General features: G+C 66.7%; 13 protein-coding genes. 7 read left to right on the forward strand and 6 right to left on the reverse strand.

Annotated features, from left to right (window positions below; translation table 11 throughout):
• Positions 1-146 precede the first annotated feature (146 nt).
• The 6 genes from rho to C7411_RS11500 all read left to right on the forward strand — a co-directional run bounded on the left by rho (position 147) and on the right by C7411_RS11500 (position 6366).
• Positions 147-1409, forward strand: a complete 1263-nt coding sequence (rho, locus tag C7411_RS11480; protein WP_027818379.1) for a transcription termination factor Rho — start codon at positions 147-149, stop codon at positions 1407-1409.
• A 66-nt stretch (positions 1410-1475) separates the two neighbouring features.
• Positions 1476-1622, forward strand: a complete 147-nt coding sequence (locus C7411_RS37425; protein WP_165822781.1) for a hypothetical protein — start codon at positions 1476-1478, stop codon at positions 1620-1622.
• A 34-nt stretch (positions 1623-1656) separates the two neighbouring features.
• Positions 1657-2493: a M90 family metallopeptidase gene (locus C7411_RS11485; protein WP_042268669.1), complete on the forward strand. Its 837-nt coding sequence runs from the start codon at positions 1657-1659 to the stop codon at positions 2491-2493.
• 158 nt (positions 2494-2651) lie between these two features.
• Positions 2652-2915: a type B 50S ribosomal protein L31 gene (locus C7411_RS11490; RefSeq protein ID WP_042268668.1), complete on the forward strand. Its 264-nt coding sequence runs from the start codon at positions 2652-2654 to the stop codon at positions 2913-2915.
• Positions 2916-3236: 321 nt separating this feature from the next.
• Positions 3237-4991: an ArnT family glycosyltransferase gene (locus tag C7411_RS11495; RefSeq protein WP_110384438.1), complete on the forward strand. Its 1755-nt coding sequence runs from the start codon at positions 3237-3239 to the stop codon at positions 4989-4991.
• Positions 4992-4998: 7 nt separating this feature from the next.
• Positions 4999-6366: an MATE family efflux transporter gene (locus tag C7411_RS11500; protein WP_243413124.1), complete on the forward strand. Its 1368-nt coding sequence runs from the start codon at positions 4999-5001 to the stop codon at positions 6364-6366.
• A gap of 44 nt (positions 6367-6410) precedes the next feature.
• Here the strand turns inward: C7411_RS11500 and lipA are convergent, their stop codons facing one another.
• The 6 genes from lipA to C7411_RS11530 form a co-directional block, all read right to left on the reverse strand.
• Positions 6411-7409: a lipoyl synthase gene (gene lipA, locus C7411_RS11505; RefSeq protein WP_110384440.1), complete on the reverse strand. Its 999-nt coding sequence runs from the start codon at positions 7407-7409 to the stop codon at positions 6411-6413.
• Positions 7410-7411: 2 nt separating this feature from the next.
• On the reverse strand, positions 7412-8533 hold the full coding sequence (locus C7411_RS11510) for an acetoin dehydrogenase dihydrolipoyllysine-residue acetyltransferase subunit (RefSeq protein ID WP_110384441.1): 1122 nt from the start codon (positions 8531-8533) through the stop codon (positions 7412-7414).
• A gap of 4 nt (positions 8534-8537) precedes the next feature.
• Positions 8538-9542, reverse strand: coding sequence for an alpha-ketoacid dehydrogenase subunit beta (locus C7411_RS11515; RefSeq protein WP_110384442.1), 1005 nt, complete (start codon positions 9540-9542; stop codon positions 8538-8540).
• Positions 9543-9588: 46 nt separating this feature from the next.
• Positions 9589-10566 (reverse strand): thiamine pyrophosphate-dependent dehydrogenase E1 component subunit alpha, encoded by a 978-nt coding sequence (locus C7411_RS11520; RefSeq protein WP_110384443.1) that lies wholly within the window; start codon positions 10564-10566, stop codon positions 9589-9591.
• 67 nt (positions 10567-10633) lie between these two features.
• Positions 10634-11410 (reverse strand): SDR family NAD(P)-dependent oxidoreductase, encoded by a 777-nt coding sequence (locus tag C7411_RS11525; protein ID WP_110384444.1) that lies wholly within the window; start codon positions 11408-11410, stop codon positions 10634-10636.
• A 49-nt stretch (positions 11411-11459) separates the two neighbouring features.
• Entirely contained in the window at positions 11460-12527 is a 1068-nt protein-coding gene (locus C7411_RS11530) for an ATP-NAD kinase family protein (RefSeq protein ID WP_110384445.1), read from the reverse strand.
• A 467-nt stretch (positions 12528-12994) separates the two neighbouring features.
• On the opposite strand from C7411_RS11530, the gene C7411_RS11535 reads away from it, so the two are divergent.
• Positions 12995-15010 (forward strand): sigma-54-dependent Fis family transcriptional regulator, encoded by a 2016-nt coding sequence (locus C7411_RS11535; protein ID WP_110384446.1) that lies wholly within the window; start codon positions 12995-12997, stop codon positions 15008-15010.
• Positions 15011-15013 lie beyond the last annotated feature (3 nt).

The raw sequence follows: 15013 nt of genomic DNA on the forward strand, positions 1-15013 counted from the left end.
GAATCCATAAAGCGTCTACCGGCGCCCTTATAAAAGTTTTAAGCAAAAAGTTTCAAGCAAAGTTTCGCGCAAAAGTCCTTGAGCGGTTCCGCTCGCTTCTTTTCCCCCATTCTTTTCGTCGCACTCCTCCCCGACGGGTTCTCCGTATGCATCTTTCCGAGCTCAAGTCTCTGCACGTGTCCGAATTGATCGAGATGGCCAATGGCCTCGAGATCGAAAATGCGAACCGCCTGCGCAAGCAGGAACTCATGTTCGCGATTCTCAAGAAGCGCGCCAAGACGGGCGAAACGATCTTCGGTGACGGCACGCTCGAAGTGCTCCCCGACGGCTTCGGCTTCCTGCGCTCGCCGGAAACCTCGTATCTCGCCAGCACGGACGATATCTATATCAGCCCGTCGCAGATCCGCCGCTTCAACCTGCACACCGGCGACACGATCGAAGGCGAAGTGCGCACGCCGAAGGACGGCGAACGCTACTTCGCGCTCGTGAAAGTGGACAAGGTCAACGGCCAGCCGCCGGAGGCCTCGAAGCACAAGATCATGTTCGAGAACCTCACGCCGCTGCACCCGAACAAGGTGCTGCTGCTCGAGCGCGAAATGCGCGGCGAGGAGAACGTGACGGGCCGCATCATCGACATGATTGCGCCCATCGGCAAGGGCCAGCGCGGCCTGCTGGTCGCTTCGCCCAAGTCCGGCAAGACCGTGATGCTCCAGCACATCGCGCACGCCATCAAGCAGAACCACCCCGACGTGGTCCTGTTCGTGCTGCTGATCGACGAGCGCCCGGAAGAAGTGACCGAAATGCAGCGCTCGGTGGCGGGCGAAGTGATCGCCTCGACCTTCGACGAACCGGCTGCGCGTCACGTGCAGGTCGCCGAAATGGTGATCGAGAAGGCCAAGCGTCTCGTCGAAATGAAGCACGACGTCGTGATTCTGCTCGACTCGATCACGCGTCTCGCGCGCGCCTACAACACCGTTGTGCCCGCATCGGGCAAGGTGCTCACGGGCGGTGTGGACGCCAACGCGCTCCAGCGTCCGAAGCGCTTCTTCGGCGCGGCACGTAACATCGAAGAAGGCGGCTCGCTCACCATCATCGGCACGGCGCTGATCGAAACCGGCAGCCGCATGGACGACGTGATCTACGAAGAGTTCAAGGGTACCGGCAACATGGAAGTGCACCTCGAGCGCCGTCTCGCGGAAAAGCGCGTCTACCCGTCGATCAACCTGAACAAGTCGGGCACGCGCCGCGAAGAGCTGCTGATCAAGCCGGACATCCTCCAGAAGATCTGGGTGCTGCGCAAGTTCATCCACGACATGGACGAAGTCGAGGCCATGGAATTCCTGCTCGACAAGATTCGCCAGACGAAGAACAACTCCGAGTTCTTCGACATGATGCGCCGCGGCGGCTAAGGCCCTCGCCCGCTGGACTCACCGCAAAACGCCCGCGAATTCGCGGGCGTTTTTCTTTTCCGGCAGTTGACGATATCGTTCGCGACGGCCACGGTTATCATCGTCGAGCAGCACCGGCTCGCACTGCACCAGACGCGGCTCGCCCGGTTCGTGAATCCGTTCGACCCGGCGTTGCAGAGCGCCTACGCCGCCTGGCAAAAGCAGATCGACTGAACGACATCCAGAGGCACGGGAAACCCATCCAGCGATGCTTTCGAAACTCTCCCACTGGTTCGACGCGCGCCGCCGCGAAAAAGCGCTGCGCGCCTACGCGATCGACGATGCGCTTTGGCAGGCCACGCTCGCGGGCCTGCCTTTTCTCAAGCATCTCGACGCCGCCGACCTCGCGCGCCTGCGCGAGCTGACGAGCCTTTTCATCGCGCAAAAGGAATTCTCCACGGCGCACGATCTCGAGCTGACCGACCCGATGACCGTGGCGATCGCCGCGCAAGCGTCGCTGCCGGTGCTCAACCTTTCGCTCGACCTCTACAAGGGCTGGGTGGGCGTGGTCGTCTATCCAGGGGAATTCGTGATCCGCAAGACCGTAGAGGACGAAGACGGCGTGATCCACGAGGTGGAGCACGACGCGAGCGGCGAGGCGTGGGAAGGCGGCCCCGTGATCCTCTCGTGGGAAGACGCGCAGATGACCGATGGCAGCGACGCATACAACGTCGTGATCCACGAGTTCGCCCACAAGATCGACATGCTCAACGGCGAGGCCGACGGTCATCCGCCCCTTTATCGGCGCTGGCACGCCCCACTCGACGCGCAGGCCTGGGCCGACGTGTTCGACAACGCCTACGACCAGTTCTGCGACAAGGTGGACGCCGTGCCGGAGCGCCGCTGGGCGCGCTTCGAGCGCGATTCGCTGATCGATCCCTATGCGGCCGATCACCCGTCGGAGTTCTTCGCGGTGTGCAGCGAGGCCCTTTTCGTCAAACCGAAGGCGTTCGAGGCGGAATATCCCGAGCTTTACCGGCTGCTTGCGCGCTATTACCGCCAGGACCCGGCGCGCGTGGGCGCGCTGGCCGGCCAGCCAGCCTGAAAACCTGCCGCGCGGGCGCCTTAAAAATTCGCCAACCGGCTGATTATCTGGCATAATCGCCGTTTTTCGACCCTTGGGTAAGTGGCTCGCGCGAGCAAAGTCGGCAACAGGGTGTTGCAGGCACGCGGGTTGGCTACCGCCAGATTTAAGGAATAACCATGAAAGAAGGCATTCACCCGGATTACCGCGAAGTCCTGTTCATCGACGTTTCGAACGACTTCAGGTTCGTGACCCGCTCGACCATCCAGACGCGCGAAACCGCCGAATTCAACGGCAAGACCTACCCGCTCGCCAAGATCGAAGTGTCGTCGGAATCGCATCCGTTCTACACGGGCACGCAAAAGATCATGGACACGGCAGGCCGTGTCGAGAAGTTCAACAAGAAGTTCGGCGCACGCGCCTCGGGCAAGGCCGGCAAGTAAGCACTTCGCCGCACCGGCTGCTGGCCGGTCCCGCATTGAACGTGCACAAAAAGGGCAGCATACGCTGCCCTTTTTTGTTGCCTGCGCCACCGTTGCGCCGTCCGCGCGGCCCGGCGGGTGCGACTTACCGCCCCTGTTCAGAGGTTTCCGTGGATCAGCCCGCGGCTGACGCCGTGACGCGCGGTCGCCGGCCCGGCTAGAATGCCGGATTGCTCCGCGGCGCGCGGCCGGATGTACTGTCTGCCGCGCATGCCTGCTTGACCTGCGCGTGCGAGCCGCCCGCTCGAACACGCCCGGTTTATCTGTCTCCCTTCGTACTGCATGAAGCCAGCCATTCGACTGACCGCCTCCGCCACCAGCGCCCTGCCGCGCTGGCTGTTGCTGACCATCTGTATCGTCTTCGCGGCGTTCGGCCTCTTTGGCCGCGACCCATGGAAGAACGAGGATGCGGCGGGCTTCGGCGTGATGTGGACGATGGCGGGCGGCACCTCGCACGACTGGCTGCTGCCCAATCTCGTCGGCAAGTACGTGACCGAGAACGGTCCGCTCGGCTACTGGCTGGGCGCCGCCTGCATCCGTCTCTTCGCACCGTGGGTGGACGCCAGCAATGCGTCGCGCATCGCCACCGGCGTGCTGTTCTGTCTGGCCTGCGCGTTCATCTGGTACAGCGCGTATCTGCTGGGCCGCCGCCCCGAAGTGCAGCCGTTCAAGTACGCGTTCGGCGGCGAGCCCGAGCCGCGCGACTACGGCCGCACCCTCGGCGACGGCGCCCTGCTCGTCCTGCTGGCCTGCTTCGGCCTCGCCGAGCGCGGTCACGAAACCACGCCGCAGCTCATGCAGTTCGTGGGCATCGCCATGCTGCTGTACGGCGTCGTGCGCGCGATCGACAAGCCGGTCCAGGGCGCCCTCTGGTGGGGCCTCGCGCTCGGCGTCGTGATGCTCTCGAGCGGCCCGGTGCTCGTGGGCGCGCTCCTCGTCGGCACGCTCGCCATGCTGGCCATCGCGCCCGAAACGCGCTCGCGCTGGCTGCTCGTGGCGGGCCTGCCCGTGGCACTCGTCGTCTCGGCCTCATGGCCGCTGCTGGCGCTGCACCTGTATCCCGACGACGCCGTCTGGTTCCTCAACCAGTGGGCGCACACCAACGTCAACGCCTTCGCCGGCCCGCCTGGCTTTGTGCTGCGCTACGCCGCCAAGAACCTGCCGCTCTTCACCTGGCCCGCATGGCCACTCGCGATCTGGGCCTTCGTGAGCTGGGCCGGACTGCGCCGCAAGCCGCACATCGCGATTCCGCTGTCGGTGATCGTGCCGCTGCTCATCCTCGTGGTCGTGCAAAGCCACGAATCGAACCGGCTCTTCATGCTCGTGCTGCCCGCGCTGGCTGTGCTCGCGACCTTCGCGCTGCCCACGCTCAAGCGTGGCGCGATCAACGCGATCGACTGGTTCGCGGTGCTGACTTTCACGATTCTCAGCACCTTCGTGTGGCTCGTGTGGCTCGCGGGCATGACCGGTTTCCCGGCACCGCTCGCGCGCAATCTCGCGCGCCTCGCGCCCGGCTTCGTGCCGCAGTTCAAGATTCTCTCGTTCGTATGCGCGGTGGCCGTCACCGTGTGCTGGATGGTGCTCGTGCGCTGGCGCGTGGCGCGTCATCCGAAGGTGCTGTGGCGCAGCGTCGTGCTCTCGAGCGGCGGCACCACGCTCATGTGGGTGCTGCTCATGACGCTGTGGCTGCCGGTCGTCAACTACAGCCGGACCTACAAGGACGTGGCCGAGCAGATCGCGGCGCACCTGCCCGCCGACTATCAGTGCATCTCGCCCGTACGCCTCGGCGACGCGCAGATCGCCACCTTCGCGTACTTCGGCAAGATGCACTTCGCGTTCAACGAGGACTGCGACGTGATCCTGCGCCAGGATACGCAGGACTACGGCGAGCCGAGCTCGATGCCGGACTACGTGTGGAAGCTCGTCTGGGAAGGCCGCCGCGCCGCCGACCGCGACGAGCGCTTCCGCCTGTACGTGCGCATCGACCGTCCGACCCCGCCGATCAAGAAGCATGTCTGGCGCAAGCGTCCCGACTGAGGCCGCGGTGACGACGACGCTCGCCGGCGACGTCCGGCGCATCGCCGCGCTGGCGTGGCCGGTGCTGGTCGGCCAGCTCGCGATCATCGCGTTCGGCGTGATCGACACCGCGATGGTCGGCCGCTACTCGGCGCTCGACCTCGCCGCGCTCGGCCTCGGGTCGTCGATCTACGTCTCGGTCTACATCGCCCTCACGGGCATTCTCAGCGCGCTGCAGCCCGTTGCGGCGCAGCTCTATGGCGCGCGCAAGGACACGGAGATCGGCCTCGAGGTGCGCCAGGCGTTCTGGCTCGCGCTCGTGCTGATGGCGATCGGCTTCGCGATCCTCTACTTTCCCGGCCCGCTGCTCGACCTCGCGCACGCGCCCGAGGCGCTGCGCGAGCGCACCGTCGGCTATCTGCGGCTGCTCTCGTTCGGGTTGCCCGCGGCGCTCGCCTTTCGCATCTACAGTTCGCTCGCCAATGCCGTGGGCCGGCCGCGCCTCGTCATGTTCCTGCAGGTCGGCGCGCTCGTGCTCAAGGTGCCGCTCAACACGTGGCTCATCTTCGGCGGCCTCGGCGTGCCGGCGCTCGGCGGCCCGGGCTGCGCGCTCGCGAGCACCTCGATCAACTGGGCGCTCGCGTTGTGCGCGGCTGTCGCGTTCACGCGAGTGGACGTGTTCGAGCCGTTCGAGATCTTCAAGCACTTCTGCTGGCCCGAGTGGAAACGCCAGGCCGAGCTGCTCAAGCTCGGCATTCCGATGGGGCTTTCGTACCTCATCGAAGTGACGTCGTACACGTTCATGGCGATCTTCATCGCGCGCATGGGCACGACCACGCTCGCCGGACATCAGATCGCCGGCAACATCGGCGCGGTGCTCTACATGACGCCGCTTTCGATCGGCGTGGCGACCTCGACGCTCGTCGCCCAGGCGCTGGGCGGCGAGCGCCCGGCCGAGGCGCGCACGCTCGCGCGGCACGGCGTGGCGACGGCCGTGGCAATTGCCTGCTGCTACGGCGCAATCGTGTTCGTGCTGCGCCCGCTCATCATCGGCGGCTATACGCCGGACCCCGCCGTGGCGGTCGCGGCCATGCCGCTCGTCGCCATCGTCACCTGCTATCACGTGTTCGACGCCCTGCAGATCACCACGGCCTTCGCTTTGCGAGCCTATAAGGTCGCGGTCGTGCCGACCCTCATCTATGCGCTCGCGCTCTGGGGCGTGGGGCTCGGCGGCGGCTACGCGCTGGGCTTCGACGTGACCGGCACGATGCCCGCCTGGGCGACGGGCGCGCGCGGGTTCTGGCTCGCCAACATGGCGAGCCTCCTGATCGCCGGCGCTGGACTCCTGTTTTATCTCTCGCGGGTGAGTACGCGATTTTTGCGCGAGCGCGCGTAGCCCGTTGCCGCGAGATGCACTCGGCGGTTAGTTGCAAACTCGACTTACCCCGCCTCGGCCTGCCGCGCCGCCTCCACGGTCTGGGCCGCATGATACGAGGAACGGACGAGCGGCCCCGCCACGACTTCGCTGAACCCCATCGCGAGACCCGCCGCGCGCAACCCGGCAAATTCGTCGGGATGCATGTAGCGCTTCACCGGCAAATGAAACTTCGATGGCGCGAGATACTGCCCGATCGTCAGCACGTCTACGCGATGCTCGCGCAGGTCGCGCATGGTCGCGAGCAACGCCTCGTCGGTTTCCCCCAGCCCCACCATCAGCCCCGACTTCGTGACGAGCGCGCCGTTGGCCGTTTTGGCGCGCGCCAGCAGGTCGAGCGAGCCGCGATAGTCCGCACCCGGCCGCGCTGCGCGATAGAGCGCGGGCACGGTCTCGAGGTTGTGATTGAACACGTCGGGCCACGCGTGTGAGAGCGCCTCGAGCGCGCGCGCAATTCGCCCACGAAAATCGGGCGTCAGCACCTCGACGCCGATCCCCGGCACACGCTCGCGCACCTGTGCGATGCAGCGCGCGAAGTGCGCCGCGCCGCCGTCGCGCAAGTCATCGCGATCGACCGATGTGATGACGACGTGGCGCAAGCCCAGCGCCGCGACGGCCGCCGCCAGGCGCGCGGGCTCACCCTCGTCGAGCGGCGCGGGCCGTCCGTGAGCGACGTCGCAGAACGGGCAGCGCCGCGTGCAAAGCCCGCCCATGATCATGAAAGTCGCGGTGCGCTGCGCAAAGCATTCGCCGATGTTCGGGCACATGGCTTCTTCGCATACCGAATGAAGCCGGTGCTCGCGCAATACGGCCGCCACGCCCGCTACGGTCTCGCTCATGAGCGGCCGTGCGCGCAGCCAGGGCGGCTTCGGCAGGACCGCGTCGCTTCCGGCGGGCGGCACGATCTTCACCGGAATCCGCGCGAGCTTCTCGCGGCTGCGCAGCCCCTCCTGACCGAGCGCCGTGCTCGACACATGGGACGTTTGAGACGTGGCGGCCTCCATGCTCAGGCTCCTTCGTCGAAAAAGGCCTTGAGCAGGCGATTGACCTCCTGCGCCGCCTCCATCTGCACCATGTGCCCCTTGCCCGCGATCACCTCCACGCGCACCTGCGACGGCAACCCCTGCGCATGGCGCGCCGGAATGATCTGGTCGGACTCGCCCCAGATCACGAGCGCGCGCGGCGCGAGCGAGGCGATACGCTCGCGGAACACGCGCCGCTGCGCGCCGCCTTCGAACGCCTGCCCTGCGATCTGGCCGAGCGCGGCCTGCACGCCTTCGAGCCGCTTGTACTTCACGAGGTCTTCGACGAGCTGACGCGTGACCAGTGCGGGATCGGCGAACAGCTTCGTCACGTGCGGCCTGAGCGCATTGCGGTTCGCCGCCGCGACGAAGCCCTCGATATACGCGCCGTCGATCTCGCTGCCCAGACCCGCGCTGGAAATCAGCGCCAGCGACGCCACGCGCCCGGGCGCCTGCCCGGCCACCGCCATGGCCACCGCACCGCCCAGCGAGTGCCCGACGAGATGCGCCCGGTCGATCTTCTGCGCGTCGAGGAACGCGATCACGCTCTGCGCAAGCTCGTCGAGGCTCCCGCTCTCGAGCGCCTTGCCCGACTCGCCGTGCCCCGGCAGATCGAGCGCCCAGACGGTGCGCTGCGCCGCGAGATCGGTGTGGTTGAAGAGCCAGTTGTTGAGATCGCCGCCAAAGCCGTGGATCAGCACGACAGGCACGCCCTCGCCTTCCCCCTGCTTCAGGTAGCGCACGGTCCTGCCGCCGATTTGCGACTTCTCCGGCTGTGGCCCCGCGTCGGCGTCGCCCGCCTGCGCAGGCACGAAGTCGCGCTGGAACTCGGCCACCGCGGCGTCGATATCCGCGTCGGCCGCTTCGGCATCGGCGACCACGCCCAGCAGCGCGCCCACCGGCAGCGTGTCGCCCTCCTGCGCGATCTGCCGCCGCAACACGCCCTCGAACGCACATTCCACGCCCGACGCGATCTTGTCGGATTCCACGTCGAGCAGTTCATCGCCCTTGCTGACCTTGTCGCCCGGCGACTTGAGCCAGCCGTTCACCTGGCCCTGCTCCATCGACAGGCCCCATTTGGGCATCGTGATCATGTGAATCGGCATGACTTCAGCTCCTTGCTGCGCGCGCGGCTTCGGCGATCTTGTCTGCCGAGGGGATGTAGAGGTCTTCCAGCGATGCCGCGAACGGCACCGGCGTATGCGGCGCCGTGACCATGCCGACCGGCGCCTTCAGATCCTTGAACGCTTTCTGGCCGACGAGCGCGGCGATTTCGGTTGCGATCGAGCAGCGCGGGTTCGCTTCGTCCACGACGACGACCCGGCCCGTGCGGCGTGCGCTTTCGAGGATCGTTTCCTCGTCGAGCGGCGACGTGGTGCGCAGATCGATCACGTCCGCCTCGATGCCGTCTTTCGCGAGCTTCTGCGCGGCATCGAGCGCGTAGTGGACCATGCGTCCATACGTGACGATCGTGACGTCGTCGCCATCGCGCACGATGTTGGCCTCGCCGAACGGAATCGAATAGGATTCCTCCGGAACGTCGCCTTCCATCGTGTAGAGCAGCTTGTGCTCGCAGAAGATCACGGGATCGTTGTCGCGAATCGCCTCGATCATGAGGCCCTTGGCGTCATAGGGCGTGGCCGGGCACACGACCTTCAGCCCGGGAATATGCGTGAAGAGCGAGGTGAGCATCTGCGAGTGCTGCGCAGCCGCACGCAGGCCCGCGCCGTACATGGTGCGAATCACGACCGGCGTGACCGCCTTGCCGCCAAACATGTAGCGGAACTTCGCCGCCTGGTTGAAGATCTGGTCGAAGCACACGCCCATGAAATCGATGAACATCAGCTCCGCGACCGGCCGCATGCCGCATGCCGCTGCGCCCACTGCCGTGCCGATAAAGCCGCCTTCCGAGAGCGGCGTATCGAGCACGCGTCCGGGGAACTTGCCGTAAAGGCCCTTCGTCACGCCGAGCACGCCGCCCCATGCGTCCTGCTCGCCGGGCGCGCCCGCGCCGCCCGCATTGTCTTCGCCCATCACGATCACGCTCTCGTCGCGGCCCATCTCCTGGGCCAGCGCTTCGTTGATGGCCTGCGAATAGGTGATTTTCCGTGCCATTTTCGTCTCCTTGATCTGGAATCCTGATGACCTGAGCGACCGGCGCTCAAGGGTACGACACGTACACGTCGGTGAGCAGCGCTTCGGCGAGCGGCAATGGCGCGGCCTTGGCCTGCGTCACGGCATCGTCGATCAGTTGCTTCACTTCGGCGTCCACCTTGCGCAGATCGTCGCTGCTCGCGAGTTCGGCGCGCACCACGCGTTCTTCGAAGCGCTTGAGACAGTCCTTTTCTTCGCGCAGTTTCTGCACTTCGCCAGGGGCGCGGTAGGTTTGCGCATCGCCTTCGAAGTGGCCGAAATAGCGCGAGAGTTTCATCTCCACGAGCGTCGGACCGCCGCCGTTGCGCGCTCGTGCAATGGCTTCGCCCAAGGCCTCGTACACGGCGAAAAAGTCGAAGCCGTCGACGATCACGCCCGGCATGCCGAAGCCGTTCGCGCGGTCCGCGATGTTGTCGGCCGCGACCGACCATGTGGAAGACGTCGCCTCGGCATAGCCGTTGTTCTCCGCGACGAAGATCACCGGCAGGCGCCACACGGAGGCGAGATTCATCGACTCGAAGATCACCCCCTGGTTCGACGCGCCATCGCCGAAGAAGCACACGCCCACGCCGCCGGTCTTCTTCTGCCTCGCGGCGAGCGCCGCGCCGCAGGTGAGCGGACCGCCCGCGCCCACGATGCCGTTCGCGCCGAGCATGCCCTTCGACAGATCGGCGATATGCATCGAGCCGCCTTTGCCGCGGCACGAACCCGTGGCCCGGCCATAGATCTCGGCCATCATCTCGCGCACGTCCACGCCCTTGGCGATGCAGTGGCCGTGGCCCCGGTGCGTGGTGGCGACGTAATCGGTGTCGTTCAAGTGGCTCATCGTGCCGACCGCGGACGCCTCCTCGCCCGCGTACAGGTGCACGAATCCCGGAATCTCGCCAGTTGCGAATTCGACGTGCAGCCGTTCCTCGAACTCGCGGATCGTGCGCATCGAGCGATACGCGGTGAGCAACTGCTCCTTGTTCAACTGAAGTGACATGGTTGTCTCCTGGATATACGACGCTGTACCGCTCTGGATTAGCCTGCTGCGGGAAATGCCACTGCTCCTAGTGAAAAGTGAAACCGCCGTCGACGTTCACCGACTGGCCCGTGACGTTGTCCATGGTCGCGAAGAACAGGGCGAGCCGTCCCATGTCCTCCGGCGTTTGCGCGCGGCCCTGCGGGATCAGCGTGAGCTGATGGCGCTGCCAGGATTCTTCGATGCTCTCGCCTTGCGTCTTCCATTCGTCGGAGAGCCGGTCCCACATATACGTGCGCACGATGCCGGGGCAAATCGCGTTCACGGTGATGCCTTCGCGCGCGACCTCCTTGGCGAGCGCGTTGGTGAAACCGACCACTGCGAATTTCGAGGCACTGTAGTGCGCGAGATTCGGGAAACCTTCCTTGCCCGCGATCGAAGCGACGTTGATGATCCGCCCGCGCTTCCGGGTACGGAAATGCGGCAACGCAGCCTTGCAGCCGAGGAACACGCCCTTTGCGTTCACGTTCATGACGAAGTCCCAGTCCCGTTCCGTTAATTCGGAGACCGGACTAATGGAAATCACGCCGGCGCAGTTCACGAGAATATCGAGGCCGCCGAGTTCGGAGAGCGCCTGCGAGACCATCCCTTCGAGCTGAACAGCCTGGGTGACGTCGACCTTGGCGAAGGCGGCGCGTCTGCCTAACGCCCGTATTTCATCCGCAGTCGCGGCAAGCGGTTCTTCGAGCAGATCCGCGAGCAGCACGTCTGCGCCGGCCTGGGCGAGCGTGAGCGCAATGCCGCGGCCGATGCCGCGTGCGCCGCCAGTCACGATCGCGACCTGGCCTTTCAGGGGTGTATCCATGCTGATGTCTCCTTCTTTCGGTTACGAGTGGAGGAAGCAAGCCAGATCGCTAGGCACGCGCGGCGGCCTCGCGCAGCAACTGGTGCGACGCCGCATAACGCAGCGTGCGCGCGACATCGACGGTCAGCGGACCGTTCCAGTCGAGCGTCACTTCATAGCGGTCGCCGCGCGCCGGTTCGATCTCACGCTCGCCGTCGAACGCGAGCGTGCCGTGGTCCGCTTCGAGCGGCAGCGCCACGCCGACTTCGAGGCGCTGGCAGGTGCGCATCGTCAGGCGCTCGACGCGGCCCGGCGCAATCGGCGCGAGCAACGGTACGCCCGCACCGCTGCCCTCGGGCGCGCCCGGCTGGGCGAACGTCATGTGCAGGCCGTGTGCCGCATCGCGCCCGACCGGCGCCCATGCCCCGCCAATCGACGAGAGACCGATGCCGTCGGGCGGCGCAAAGGCCAGAAAAAGCGATTCGATATCCGAACTTTCTGAAATCGCGCGCGCACCGATGAACAGCTGACGCGCCACGCAAATGTCGACCAGCGCGATTTCCTCGCGCCCGCGCGACGGCCCTTCCACGCAGCGCGCGACGAGCCGCTTGTTGCGCGATAGCGCCGCCTCCGCGGGCACCGCGCCGGTCGCGACGAGCGCGCCCGCGAGGCCCGCGACGGTAGCCTCGCGCAGTTCGGGAAAGGCGTTGTTGGTACCGGTGGAGAGCGCGAGCAGCGGCGTCGCGCCGCAATGCGCGGCGACGGCGCGATGGGTGCCGTCGCCGCCCAGCACCGCGATCAGCGCGACTTCCTCACGCACCATGTAATCGACGCCGGCGTGCGTATCGGCGACGCTTTCGCTCACGGGCAGATCGACGAACACGACCTCGGGCCAGGGCTCGTGCGCGGCAATGGCCGCGTGCGTCCCGATCGCGCGCAGGAGCAGCGCGGCCACGCCGGTGTTGTCGCGCAGCGTGAGCACGCGCGCCACGCCGAGCGCGCCCAGGCCCGCGAGCAGGCGCACGACCATGTTCGCCTTCTCGGCCGTGGGAAAGACGGATGCATGCGAAGTGAGACGGCGGATATCGCGGCCCGATGCGGGGTTCGCGATCACGCCTACGGTCACGGGCGTCGTCACGGGTCTTGTCTCCTGATGGCGTCGCACTTTGCATTGCCGCGCGCCGCTTGTGCCAGCACACTCTGCAAGCGTCATGCCAATGACGTCGACGACGCGATGCATCCGCGCAGAAGGCCGCGTGACGGGGTTCTGCGGGGTTCTGCGGCAATCGCACGCCATGGCGCCGGCACGATTGGCGTCGCGCGCGGCGTCTCAGCCGCTGTCTCGCGCCGCCGGCCGCCCGCGCGACGCAGAGCCCACATCGTCCCGCGTGGCGTGCCTGAGCGGCGACCGGGCACCCCTGTCCACCACGCCGGAATGTGAGACGCGACACGCTGAGACGATCGTCTCAGCCGTCTCGCATGCTGCGCTGCGGTGTGATCGCGCGCAAAGGATGTGCTACAAAAGACTCCCGCCGAACGCTTTCCGGTCCGACGTAATCCGACTTTACCCCGACGCTCTTTGCGAGCCATCGTCTGGAACCGCTCATGCCTTACGCCCTTGCGTCTACCCGGCACGCCGAGCGCGTGCGCGGCGCCGTAGAAGGCCGGCTTCCCGCGCCGTCCGATTCGCCACGCCTCGTCTCGTCGTGGCAGCGCTCGTTCGAGCGCTATCAGCTGGACCCCGGCTCCGTGATCGGCCCGCGCGTGCTGAGCGCCGCCGAGCTGCGCGAGATCCGCGATCGCGAAGAGTCCTTTCTGCGCGCCTCGGGCCAATGTCTCACGCGGCTGCACGACATGGTGCGCGAAGCCGATTACTGCGTGATGCTGAGCGATGCGCACGGCGTGACCATCGACTACCGCCTCGACCGCGAGCGCCGCAACGACTTCAAGCACGCGGGGCTCTATATCGGCTCGTGCTGGTCCGAGAGCGAGGAAGGCACCTGCGGCATCGCGAACGTGCTCACCGATCTCGCGCCCATCACGGTGCACAAGACCGACCATTTCCGCGCCGCGTTTACCACGCTCACGTGTAGCGCCGCGCCGATCTTCGCGCCGGGCGGCGAGCTGATCGGCGTACTCGATGCGTCGGCCGTGCAGTCGCCCGACAATCGCGAGAGCCAGCGCATCGTCAACCAGCTCGTGCGCCAGAGCGCCACGCTCATCGAAGACGGTTATTTCCTGCATCGCCTCGCGTCGTGCTGGATACTCTTCGGTCACCAGAATCGCAATTACGTGGAAGCGCAGCCCGAGCTGCTGATTGCCTTCGACGAGAACGGCAACGTGGTCGCCGCGAACCGGCGCGCGCGCGAATGCATGCCTTGTCTGGACGGACCGCGTCACATCGACGAGATCTTCGATTCGTCGCACGTGCACTTGCGCGACATCGGGCGCGTCGAAACCATCGCTGCGCTGCGCCTGCGCGCGAACGGCTCGATGCTGTACGCGCGCATTCGCGCGCCGCTCGGAACCAACGGTTACGGCGGACACAGCGCACGCAGCGGCCACGGCGGCGGCGCGGCGCATGGCGCCATGCCGCTACGGCGCGACGCCGCCGACGCGCACGAATACGACCGCAGCGCGCTCGGCCCCTTCCTGCGCAGCGCCGACGCGCGCGTGGCCGAGAACGCGCGCATCGCGCAGCGCGTGGCGGGCAAGCGCCTGCCGATCCTGCTGCTCGGCGAAACCGGCGCCGGCAAGGAAGTGTTCGCTCGCGCCATTCACGACGCCAGTGCGCGACGCAATCGCCCGTTCATCGCGGTGAACTGCGGGGCGCTGCCCGAGTCGCTGATCGAGAGCGAACTGTTCGGCTATGCGCCGGGCGCGTTTACGGGCGCGCGCAGACACGGCGCGCGCGGCAAGATCGCAATGGCCGACGGCGGCACGCTCTTTCTCGACGAGATCGGCGATATGCCGCTCGCGCTGCAGACCCGCCTGTTGCGCGTGCTGGCCGAAGGCGAAGTCCTGCCGCTCGGGAGCGAAACGCCGGTGCGCGTCGACATCGACGTGGTCTGCGCAACGCACCGGGACCTCGCGCAGATGGCGAGTGCAGGCGCATTCCGCGACGATCTCTACTACCGCTTGAGCGGCGCCGTGCTCACGCTTGCGCCGCTGCGCGAGCGGCGCGACATCGCGATGCTCATCGACACGGTCTTCGCGGAAGAAGCACAGGCCGCCGGCCGGCCGCTTGCGCTCGACGCCACGCTCGCTGCGCGGCTCGCGAAATTCGCGTGGCCCGGCAACCTGCGGCAGCTGCGCAATGCGATGCGCTACGCATGCGCCGTATGCGACACAGTGTTGGTCGAAGCGCGGCACCTGAGCTCGGATCTCGCGGCGAGCCTGCCGCAACTCGCGCCGCCCGTGACGCCCTGCTCCCCAGCCGCTATCCCGCCAGCGCAGCCAGCGTCGCTGCGCTCCGACGAGGACGAGCGCGCACGCATCGTCGCGGCGCTCACGGCCCACCGCTGGCGTCCGAACGCCGCCGCGCAGGCGCTAGGCATCTCGCGCGCGACGCTCTACCGGCGCATGGCGAAGCTCGCCATCGTCGGGCCTCATCGCATTTGAGCC

It is taken from the genome of Paraburkholderia silvatlantica, assembly GCF_003096715.1.
In the GTDB taxonomy this organism is placed as follows: Bacteria; Pseudomonadota; Gammaproteobacteria; order Burkholderiales; family Burkholderiaceae; genus Paraburkholderia; species Paraburkholderia silvatlantica.

Excerpts from the sequence above, each read along its gene's own strand:
- rho (WP_027818379.1), top strand. The coding sequence starts at position 147 with ATGCATCTTTCCGAGCTCAAGTCTCTGCACGTGTCCGAATTGATCGAG.
- C7411_RS11485 (WP_042268669.1), top strand. The coding sequence starts at position 1,657 with ATGCTTTCGAAACTCTCCCACTGGTTCGACGCGCGCCGCCGCGAAAAA.
- C7411_RS11490 (WP_042268668.1), top strand. The coding sequence starts at position 2,652 with ATGAAAGAAGGCATTCACCCGGATTACCGCGAAGTCCTGTTCATCGAC.
- C7411_RS11495 (WP_110384438.1), top strand. The coding sequence starts at position 3,237 with ATGAAGCCAGCCATTCGACTGACCGCCTCCGCCACCAGCGCCCTGCCG.
- lipA (WP_110384440.1), bottom strand. The coding sequence starts at position 7,409 with ATGGAGGCCGCCACGTCTCAAACGTCCCATGTGTCGAGCACGGCGCTC.
- C7411_RS11510 (WP_110384441.1), bottom strand. The coding sequence starts at position 8,533 with ATGCCGATTCACATGATCACGATGCCCAAATGGGGCCTGTCGATGGAG.
- C7411_RS11515 (WP_110384442.1), bottom strand. The coding sequence starts at position 9,542 with ATGGCACGGAAAATCACCTATTCGCAGGCCATCAACGAAGCGCTGGCC.
- C7411_RS11520 (WP_110384443.1), bottom strand. The coding sequence starts at position 10,566 with ATGTCACTTCAGTTGAACAAGGAGCAGTTGCTCACCGCGTATCGCTCG.
- C7411_RS11525 (WP_110384444.1), bottom strand. The coding sequence starts at position 11,410 with ATGGATACACCCCTGAAAGGCCAGGTCGCGATCGTGACTGGCGGCGCA.
- C7411_RS11535 (WP_110384446.1), top strand. The coding sequence starts at position 12,995 with ATGCCTTACGCCCTTGCGTCTACCCGGCACGCCGAGCGCGTGCGCGGC.